This is a genomic window from Modicisalibacter radicis (assembly GCF_900961225.1).
Lineage (GTDB): Bacteria > Pseudomonadota > Gammaproteobacteria > Pseudomonadales > Halomonadaceae > Modicisalibacter.
This window is the reverse complement of record NZ_CAAHFN010000044.1, coordinates 123,598-131,877: the sequence shown is the minus strand read 5'-3', so window position 1 is coordinate 131,877 and position 8,280 is coordinate 123,598. Positions and strand designations below refer to the sequence as shown.

General features: G+C 68.5%; 10 protein-coding genes. 8 read left to right on the top strand and 2 right to left on the bottom strand.

Features of this window, described 5'->3' with window-relative positions; all coding sequences use genetic code 11:
* From HR9077_RS02840 to HR9077_RS02810, 7 genes are all read left to right on the top strand, one after another.
* Nucleotides 1-197: electron transfer flavoprotein subunit alpha/FixB family protein (locus HR9077_RS02840; protein WP_210725839.1), on the top strand; the 197-nt coding region annotated here is incomplete at its 5' end.
* Nucleotides 198-466: 269 nt separating this feature from the next.
* On the top strand, nucleotides 467-1,309 hold the full coding sequence (locus tag HR9077_RS02835) for a DUF3450 domain-containing protein (RefSeq protein WP_244612991.1): 843 nt from the start codon (nucleotides 467-469) through the stop codon (nucleotides 1,307-1,309).
* Complete coding sequence (locus HR9077_RS02830; RefSeq protein ID WP_136064919.1) at nucleotides 1,306-2,697, top strand: MotA/TolQ/ExbB proton channel family protein; 1,392 nt, start codon at nucleotides 1,306-1,308, stop codon at nucleotides 2,695-2,697. The genes HR9077_RS02835 and HR9077_RS02830 overlap by 4 nt, the downstream gene beginning before the upstream one ends.
* Nucleotides 2,681-3,214, top strand: coding sequence for a MotA/TolQ/ExbB proton channel family protein (locus HR9077_RS02825; RefSeq protein WP_136064917.1), 534 nt, complete (start codon nucleotides 2,681-2,683; stop codon nucleotides 3,212-3,214). The genes HR9077_RS02830 and HR9077_RS02825 overlap by 17 nt, the downstream gene beginning before the upstream one ends.
* Nucleotides 3,215-3,294: 80 nt before the next feature.
* Nucleotides 3,295-3,699, top strand: coding sequence for an ExbD/TolR family protein (locus tag HR9077_RS02820; protein ID WP_136064915.1), 405 nt, complete (start codon nucleotides 3,295-3,297; stop codon nucleotides 3,697-3,699).
* Nucleotides 3,699-4,475, top strand: coding sequence for an energy transducer TonB (locus HR9077_RS02815; RefSeq protein ID WP_136064913.1), 777 nt, complete (start codon nucleotides 3,699-3,701; stop codon nucleotides 4,473-4,475). Before HR9077_RS02820 ends, HR9077_RS02815 begins: the two co-directional genes overlap by 1 nt.
* 5 nt (nucleotides 4,476-4,480) lie before the next feature.
* Nucleotides 4,481-5,722, top strand: coding sequence for a tetratricopeptide repeat protein (locus HR9077_RS02810; protein WP_244612990.1), 1,242 nt, complete (start codon nucleotides 4,481-4,483; stop codon nucleotides 5,720-5,722).
* Nucleotides 5,723-5,748: 26 nt separating this feature from the next.
* Here HR9077_RS02810 and xthA read toward each other — a convergent pair whose 3' ends face one another.
* Together xthA and HR9077_RS02800 are read right to left on the bottom strand one after the other, a co-directional pair.
* A complete protein-coding gene (gene xthA, locus HR9077_RS02805; RefSeq protein WP_136064927.1) occupies nucleotides 5,749-6,573 on the bottom strand; it encodes an exodeoxyribonuclease III in 825 nt (274 codons plus the stop codon).
* Nucleotides 6,573-6,824: a hypothetical protein gene (locus HR9077_RS02800; protein ID WP_136064911.1), complete on the bottom strand. Its 252-nt coding sequence runs from the start codon at nucleotides 6,822-6,824 to the stop codon at nucleotides 6,573-6,575. The genes xthA and HR9077_RS02800 overlap by 1 nt, the downstream gene beginning before the upstream one ends.
* A gap of 162 nt (nucleotides 6,825-6,986) precedes the next feature.
* On the opposite strand from HR9077_RS02800, the gene rhlB reads away from it, so the two are divergent.
* Entirely contained in the window at nucleotides 6,987-8,261 is a 1,275-nt protein-coding gene (gene rhlB / locus HR9077_RS02795; protein WP_136064909.1) for an ATP-dependent RNA helicase RhlB, read from the top strand.
* Nucleotides 8,262-8,280: the final 19 nt, after the last annotated feature.

Genomic DNA, 8,280 nt, shown 5'->3' with positions numbered 1-8,280 from the left:
CCGGCAAGATCGTCGCGCCGGACCTGTACGTCGCGGTGGGCATCAGCGGGGCCATCCAGCATCTGGCCGGGATGAAGGACTCCAGGGTGATCGTCGCGATCAACAAGGACGAGGACGCACCGATCTTCCAGGTCGCCGACTACGGGCTGGTGGGCGACCTGTTCGAGATCCTCCCGCAGCTCGAACAGAAGCTGTAGACAGGGAATGGCGTCTTCACGAGCGCGCGCACCAGAGTCGGCGCGCTGTTCGGACTCTTTTGCAGCTCGGACAGCAGCGGCGGGCAAAAAAAGCCGGCGAACGCGTCGAAATTCCATGCCCGTCCTTCAAAGGCCGGCCCGAGAGGGCCGGCCTTTTCACTTGAGTCGATCGATACGCCTGCGACTGCGTTGATAATGGTTATATTTTGTATTAGCGTGACGGTCGTTTAGTCGGCACGCCGAGCCGATGGCCTACTCGGAGCAGTGTAGTGAACAAGTGGATCATGACGATGTGTAACGCGCCGCGGCGTAGCGGGGGCGCGTTGCTGGTATGCCTGGCGTTGCTGGGCAGCGCGCAGGCTCTGGCCCAGGACGAGCGCCGGGACGCCCTGGTGGAAGAGAGCGCCGAGGCCCAGCAGAGTCAGGCGCAACTGCAGCAGAAGATCGATGCCGCCGACGATGCCACGCGCGAAGCGCTGCGCGAACTGCGCCGAGCCGAACGTGAAGCGCGGCGGCTCGAAGCCTATAACGAAGAGCTGGCGCGTCAGGTCGACGAGCAGGACGAGACCCTCGAGCGGCGCCAGCGGGCCATCGAGCAGCTCGCCAATGCCGGGGAGCGCCTGCCGGTGCTCAACCGCCAGCTTGTCGACCGCCTCGAGCGGCTGGTCTCGGCCGATATGCCGTTCCTGCACGACGAGCGTCAGGCACGCCTGGCAAGCCTCGAGCGGATGCTCGACAGCGGCGGGATGTCCGCCGCCGACAAGCTGGACCGGGTGCTTGCCGCCTGGCGCACCGAGCTGGATTACGGCCGCGAGGTGGATGCCTGGCATGGTTCGCTGAGCCAGGGCGACGTTGCGCGTGAGGTCGACTATCTGCGCCTGGGACGGCTGGGCTGGTATTACCTGACCCCCGATGGCCAGCAGGGCGGCGTCTGGCAGAGTGCCGAGGGGCGCTGGCGATCGCTCGACGGCGAAGCCCTGGACGAGGTGCGCAAGGGGCTACGCATCGCCCGCGAGGAGCGCGTGCCGGCGATGCTCGACCTACCCTTGTCGGTCGAGCCCGAGGCGGGGCGCGACCAGAGCCGCAACCCGGGCGAAGGAGAGGCATCATGAGGCGATTGTCGGCCATAAGCGTGTTGGTCTCTGCGCTGCTGTCACCCATGGCCCTGGCCCAGCAGGCCCCGAGCCAGGACGACGACGCGGCGTCGCCCTCGCTGTCACGTGTGCTCGAGGATTTTCGCGCCGACAGCCAGGCGGCCGAGAGTCGCGACAGCCAGCGTCTGGCGGCGTTGCTCGATGACCGGGAAGCCCTCGAGGCCGCGCTGGACGATGCCCAGGCGCGTCTCGCGGCGGCCCGGGAGCGACGCGACGCGCTGGAAAGCCAGCGCGGCGAACAACGTCAGCGTCTGGATCGGTTGCGTGAGCAGGCCGGCGAGCAGACCGGCGATCTCGATGGCGTGCAGGGCGTCATCAGCCAGCGGATCGGCGCCTTGCGCGACGACCTTGGCGATAGCTGGCTCATGCTGGGCGGTAGCGCCAGCCTCCCCGAGCGGCCGGCCGACGACGCACTGCTCAGCCTCGACAGCCTGACGGCACTTGGCGATAGCCTGACGCGACTGACCGCCGAGAGCGGACGGATAGTGCGCTTCGAGGCGCCGGTGGCGGGTCGCAATGGCGAAGTGACTCGGCGTGAGGTGATGCGTGCCGGGGCATTCACGGCCTTCAGTGACGGTCAACTGCTGCGCCAGCCGGGCGATGGCGACACGCTGGCGGTGGTCGAACGAACGCCCGACGCGGTGGGCGATGCGTTGCGTGCGTACCAGCAGGGTCAGCACGAAGCGTTGCCTCTCGATCCCAGCCAGGGCCAGGTACTCAAGGCGTTGTCGCAACGGCCCGATCTGTGGCAGCGCTTTCACCAGGGTGGCTACGTCGGCTATGTGATCGTCGCCCTGGGCGCCCTGGGGCTGCTGGTGGCGTTGTTCCAGTATGCCTACCTGCTGCGTGTCACGCAGCGTCTGCGTCGGCAACTGCGGGACACGGCCACGCTGCGCGACGACAACCCGCTGGGTCGGGTGCTCCAGCGTTTTCGGACGCTGGGGGAGGGACATGCGCCCGAGGCCCTCGAGGCGCGCCTCGACGAGGCGCTGCTCGCTGAGCAGCCGAGGCTCGAACGCGGCCAGCCACTGGTCAAGCTGCTTGCCGCGGTGGCGCCGCTGCTCGGCCTGCTGGGCACGGTGACCGGGATGATCGTGACCTTTCAGTCGATCACCGTCTTCGGTACCGGCGACCCGCAGCTGATGGCCGGGGGGATCAGTCAGGCCCTGGTCACCACCGTGCTGGGGCTGATCACGGCGGTGCCGCTGCTGTTCGCGCAGACGGCGCTGGCAAGCCGCAGCCGTAGTCTGGTCGGACTGCTGGAAGGGCGTGCCAGCGCGGTGCTGGCCGATCATCTCGAGGGGCGCCAGGGCCATCCGGAGGACCGCCATGTCCAGCCTGCTTGAGCCATTGACGCGTCTGATCGAGGCCGGCGGCGTGGTGCTGGTGATGATCGCCGCGGTGGCCATGGCGCTGTTCTCGCTGGCGCTGGAGCGGGGGCTTTACTGGCGATTTACCCACCGTCGTGCACGTCGTGAGCTGATCGACCGCTGGACGTTGCGCTCCGAGCATATCAGCTGGAGCGCGCTGACCCTGCGCGAGGTCTGGACCCGCGAGCTGATCGCCCGGCTGCGGCGTCCGCTGCCGTGGCTCAAGCTGCTGGTGGCGCTGTGCCCGCTGCTGGGGCTGCTGGGGACCGTGACCGGCATGATCCAGGTCTTCGACAGCCTGGCGCTGACCGAGGTCGACCAGGCCCGGGCGATGGCCGACGGGGTCGCCCGGGCGACCTTGCCGACGCTGACCGGCATGGCGATCGCGGTCGTCGGGTTGCTGTTCACCACCCGCCTCGAGCAGGTCATTCGCCGCGAGGACCAGCGTCTGCACGACCGCATGGCGCGCGCCGTGGAGGCACGCCATGCATAACCTGCCATGCAAGCCGAGGACGACCTGCTGCGACGGGGCACGGCCGAGATTCGAGATGTCGGGAAACCGGGAGAAGCGCCATGCGTAGACGGCGAATGAGTGACGGCGACGACAGCGCCGAGGTCAATCTGACGCCGATGCTCGATGTGGTGTTCATCATGCTGATCTTCTTCATCGTTACCACCAGCTTTACCAAGGAGAGCGGTGTCGACATCGAGCGCCCCGAATCGGCGGCGGCCAGCGCGCGGCCCGACGCCCAGGTGATGGTCGCCATTACCCCGCAGGGGGCGGTGTGGGTCGATGGCGAGCCGGTCGACGTTCACCGCGTCGGGGCCGCCGTAGCGGGCCTGGTCAGCGAGCGCGGCGGGGTCGTCGTGCAGGCCGATCGCGAGTCCACCACCGGGCTGTTGATCGAAGTCATGGACCGTATCCGCGAGGCCGGCGTCGACAATCTCGCGGTGGCCGCGACGCGAGGCAGCCCCTGATGAGGCATATGCTCGGTTCGCTGGGCGGCGTCGTGCTGACGCTGGTATTGCTGACGCTGCTTGCGCTGCTGGTCACGCCTCCGGTCGACGACCGTCCGGAAATCGAGGAGCCGCTGTCGATGTCGATGGTCGAGGCGCCCCGGCAGCAGTCTCCGGATAGTGCGCCGACGCCGGCCCGGGCGGCACCCGCGCCCCCCGCCCAGGCGCCGCCACCGCCACCGCCTGCGCCGCTACCGGCACCCAGTCCGAGCAGCCCGGTCGCCATGCCGGCGCCCGACGTACCGGCGATGGAGACACCCGAGATCCCGCTGGACGAGGAACTGCCCGAGCTGACGACCGAGCAACCCCGGCCGACGCCCCGGCCAGAACCTCAGCCGGAGCCCGAGCCGGTGCCGGAGCCGGCACCCGAGCCCGAGCGAGTCGCCGAGGCCGATGCGACGCGTACCGCCGAGGCCACCAGCGAGCCGGGCGAACAAGACAGTGCCGAGGCACCGGCCAGTGCCTCGGGACCGGTGAGTTCGCCGCAGCCGACGCGCAAGGTGCCGCCGGAGTATCCTCCGCGTGCCCAACGGCGCGGACTGGAGGGGTATGTCGAGGTGCGCTTCACGATCCGGCCCGATGGCAGCGTCGACAGCGATTCGCTGCGAGTGACCGACGCCGAGCCGCGCAACGTCTTCGAGCGGGCGGCGATGCGTGCGATCTCGCGTTGGCAATTCCCCGAATCCACCTCGCCCCGCGAGGCTCGTCAACGTCTGGTATTCCGACTCAAAGGGTAGTCATGATGCATGCGCGCTTGCCCACGTTCGCCGTCGTATTGCTCGCCGGCCTGATGTCGCTGGGACTGCCGGGCCTGGCCTGTGCCGCGCCGGCGTTGCGTTCGGACATGGTGGAAAGTCTCGAGCGCATGCAATCGCGCCTCGACGGCGACGATGCCGCGGCCCTGGCCGACGATGCCCGCGCGGCGGCGGCACGCCTGGAGGGGGGCAATGCCGCCGATCGCTGGGCGCGGGCGCTGTTTCTGCAGATCGCCGCGAACGCCGAGAGTCGCCTTGACCACTTCGAGGCCGCGGCCGATCTGTTTGCCCGGGCGCGGGCGATCGACGATGTCGCGCGCGAATACCGCTACCGATGGCTGCATCAGGAGGCGCGTCTGCGGTTGCGCGCCGGCCAGACCGCGCGTGGCGTCGAGTTGCTCGGGCAGTGGCTGGAGCAGAACGGGGCGGCGGCCACTGACGACGATCGCTGGCTGATGGTGCAGGGCCTGGCCACGCTCGAGCGCTGGGACGGTGCCGCCGAGTGGGCGGATCGGGCACGGCGGGGCGACGCCGCGGGCGGCAGTGGAGGTCGGCGGCTTGCCCTGGCGGCGAGCGTCTATCAGCGCGCCGGGCGCGATGCCGAGGCGCTGGAATGTCTCGATGAGCTGATCACCGCCGCCGAGGTGACGGCCGATACCTGGCGGCGCGCCGCGGGGCTGGCCCAGCGGCTCGACAGGCCCGGCCGCGCCGCGGCGATCTGGGAAGCCGGCTGGCGGCGCGGTGCGCTACGGGGCCAGGACGCCCTGCGCCAGCTGGTCCAGCTGCACATGGCCGGCGGCACGCCGGCACGTGCCGCCGAATACCTTGAGCGGGCGCTGTCCGATGGCCAGTTGGAGGATGACCTGGCCAACCGGCGGCTATTGGCTCGGGCCTGGAGCGCGGCGCGCGACCGTGACGCGGCGCTCCAGGCGTGGCGGGCCGTCGGTGAACGTAGCCAGGCGGCCGAAGACTGGCGCCAGCTGGGTGAGCTCGCCTATGCCTGGGGGCGCTGGGATACGGCCATCGAGGCGTTGCGGCGGGCGCGTCAGGCAGGCGAGGCCACGCCGCGCGACTGGTTGCTGGAAGGTGTGGCGGCACTCGAGCGGGGGGATCCTGACACCGCCCGGGCGGCCTTCGAGGCGGCCCGCCAGGCGGGTGCCGAACAGGCCGATGCATGGCTGGATTCGCTGGAAGCGGCGGGCGCCGGTTCCGGCGCCCCGAGTGGCTAGACGACACGCCGGCCGAGCGCAGGAGGCTAGAAGCCCTGCAGGTCCAGGTCGAGCCACACCGGGGCATGATCCGACGGTCGGGTCATGGCCCGCAGCTGATAGTCGATGCCGGCATTGCGGACCCGCTCGGCGAGCGGTTGCGTGACCAGGATGTAATCGATGCGCAGACCGCGCTTGGGGTCGCGCTCGAAGCCTCGCGAACGGTAGTCGAACCAGCTGAAGGTGGCGCAGTCGTCGGGGTGGCAGAGTCGGTAACCGTCGTCCAGTCCCCAGCTCTTCAGGCGCTCGAGCCACTCGCGCTCCTCGGGCTGGAAGCTGGTCTTGCCCTCCCGCAGCCAGCGCTTGCGGCTGGGCTCGCCGATGCCGATGTCGATATCCTCCGGCGAGATGTTGAAATCGCCCATCAGGGCGAGTCGCTGGTCGGGGCGGAAGTCCCGCTCGAGATGCTCGCTGAGCTTGGCGTAGAAAGCGCGCTTGTGCGGGTACTTGACCGCATGAGCGACGTTCTCGCCCTGGGGAAAATAGCCGTTCCATACGATCAGCGTCTCGCCGTCGTCGCCGGTCAGGCGGGCGCCGATCAGGCGCCGCTGGGCGTCCTCGCCATCGTCGGGCAGGCCGTAGAAGACTTCCTCGGGCTCGCGCCGGCAGAGCAGGGCGACCCCGTAATGGCCTTTCTGGCCGTGATAATAGACGTGGTAGCCCAGCGCGCGAACCGCCTCGAGGGGGAATTCGTCATCATGGACCTTGGTCTCCTGCAGGCCGATCACCGCCGGGCGATGGCTTTCTATCAGCGCTTCGAGCTGATGCAGGCGAGCGCGCAGCCCATTGATGTTGAAGGACACCAGACGCATCATGAGTCCCCCTTCGGCGCGTTGCCATCGCCCGAATCGTTGCCGTGCAGGTCGAGCTTGGTCGCCTGCTGCTGGCGGGCCAGCTTGCGGGCGGCCTGCAGCTTGCGCTGCTGGCGCTTCTTCTCGGTGAAGCGGCGTGACGAGACGACCTCGTCGGGGTTGTCGTGGCGCCAGCGGCGATAATCCTTGCGCTTGCCGGTGCGGATGGTCACCTTGTCGGCCAGCGAGCGAGTCTTCTTCTTGCGCGTCATGTAGGGCGGCTTCCTGAATCGTGCATGGGCGCATTCTACCAGTTCCCGGCAGGTTGCCGACAGGCTGCGGCCCGCGATGCGCGTGACGGGCTCTTGTTGCCAAGGGCTGGTACAATGGCGCCTTCATTACTTCCCATCGAACCGGAACAGAACTGCAAGCCTATGAGTGAGTCGGAAAAGACAGCCGCACCGGCCCAGAACCGCAAGCCCAAGCGTCGTCGCCGCAAGCCGCGCAAATCGCAGTCCAACTGGGATCTGCGCCAGTTCCAGGTGCCGCCGGTCGCCGGCAAGTGGCGCTTCCACGACTTCGACCTGCCGCTGCCGCTGATGCGGGCGATCCATGCGCTGGGCTTCGAATACTGCACGCCGATCCAGGCCGAGGCGCTGAGCCAGACCCTGCTGGGTGGCGACGTGGTCGGCAAGGCCCAGACCGGCACCGGCAAGACCGCGGCCTTTCTGATCGCCGCGCTGACCTATTTTCTCGAGGAGCCGGCGCCGGACGGACAGAAGCCGGGCGCGCCGCGCGCGCTGATCGTTGCGCCGACCCGCGAGCTGGCGCTGCAGATCGAGAAGGACGCCAAGGCGCTGGCCCGCTTCACCTCGCTCAATATCGCCAGTGTGGTCGGCGGCATGGATTACCAGAAGCAGCGCGAGCAACTGGCCAAGAAGGTCGATCTGCTGGTCGCCACGCCGGGCCGGCTGCTCGATTTTCACGAGAAGCGCGACGTCGACCTCAGCCAGACCGAGGTGCTGGTGCTCGACGAGGCGGATCGCATGCTGTCGATGGGCTTCATCCCCGACGTCAAGCGGATCATTCGGCATACGCCCAAGACCGAGGAGCGCCAGACCTTCCTGTTCTCGGCGACCTTCACCGAGGATATCCTCAACCTGGCCAGCCAGTGGACGCACCAGCCGGCGCATGTCGAGATCGAGGTCACCGTCGACAACGCCGCCGACATCGACCAGCGCGTCTACCTGGTCGGTGACGACGAGAAGCAGCGGCTGCTGGTCAACCTGCTCAAGCAGGAAGCGTTCGAGCGGGTGATGGTCTTCGGCAACCGTCGCGACCTGGTGCGCAAGCTCGACGAGCTGCTGCGCAAGGCCGGTGTCGATGTCGCCATGCTTTCCGGCGACGTGCCCCAGAGTCAGCGCATCAAGACCCTCGAGCGTTTCCGCGAAGGCGAGCTCACGGTGCTGGTGGCGACCGATGTCGCCGGCCGCGGCATCCATATCGACGATGTCAGCCACGTCGTCAATTACACGCTGCCCGAGGACCCCGAGGATTACGTGCATCGCATCGGGCGTACCGGGCGCGCCGGCGCCAAGGGCGTGTCGATCAGCTTCGTCGGCGAGGAGGACGCCTTCTCGCTGCCCGAGATCGAGCGCTACATCAACGACAAGCTGCCCTGCGAGCATCCGCCCGAAGGGCTGCTGTAGGGCCGATGTAAGGATCGAT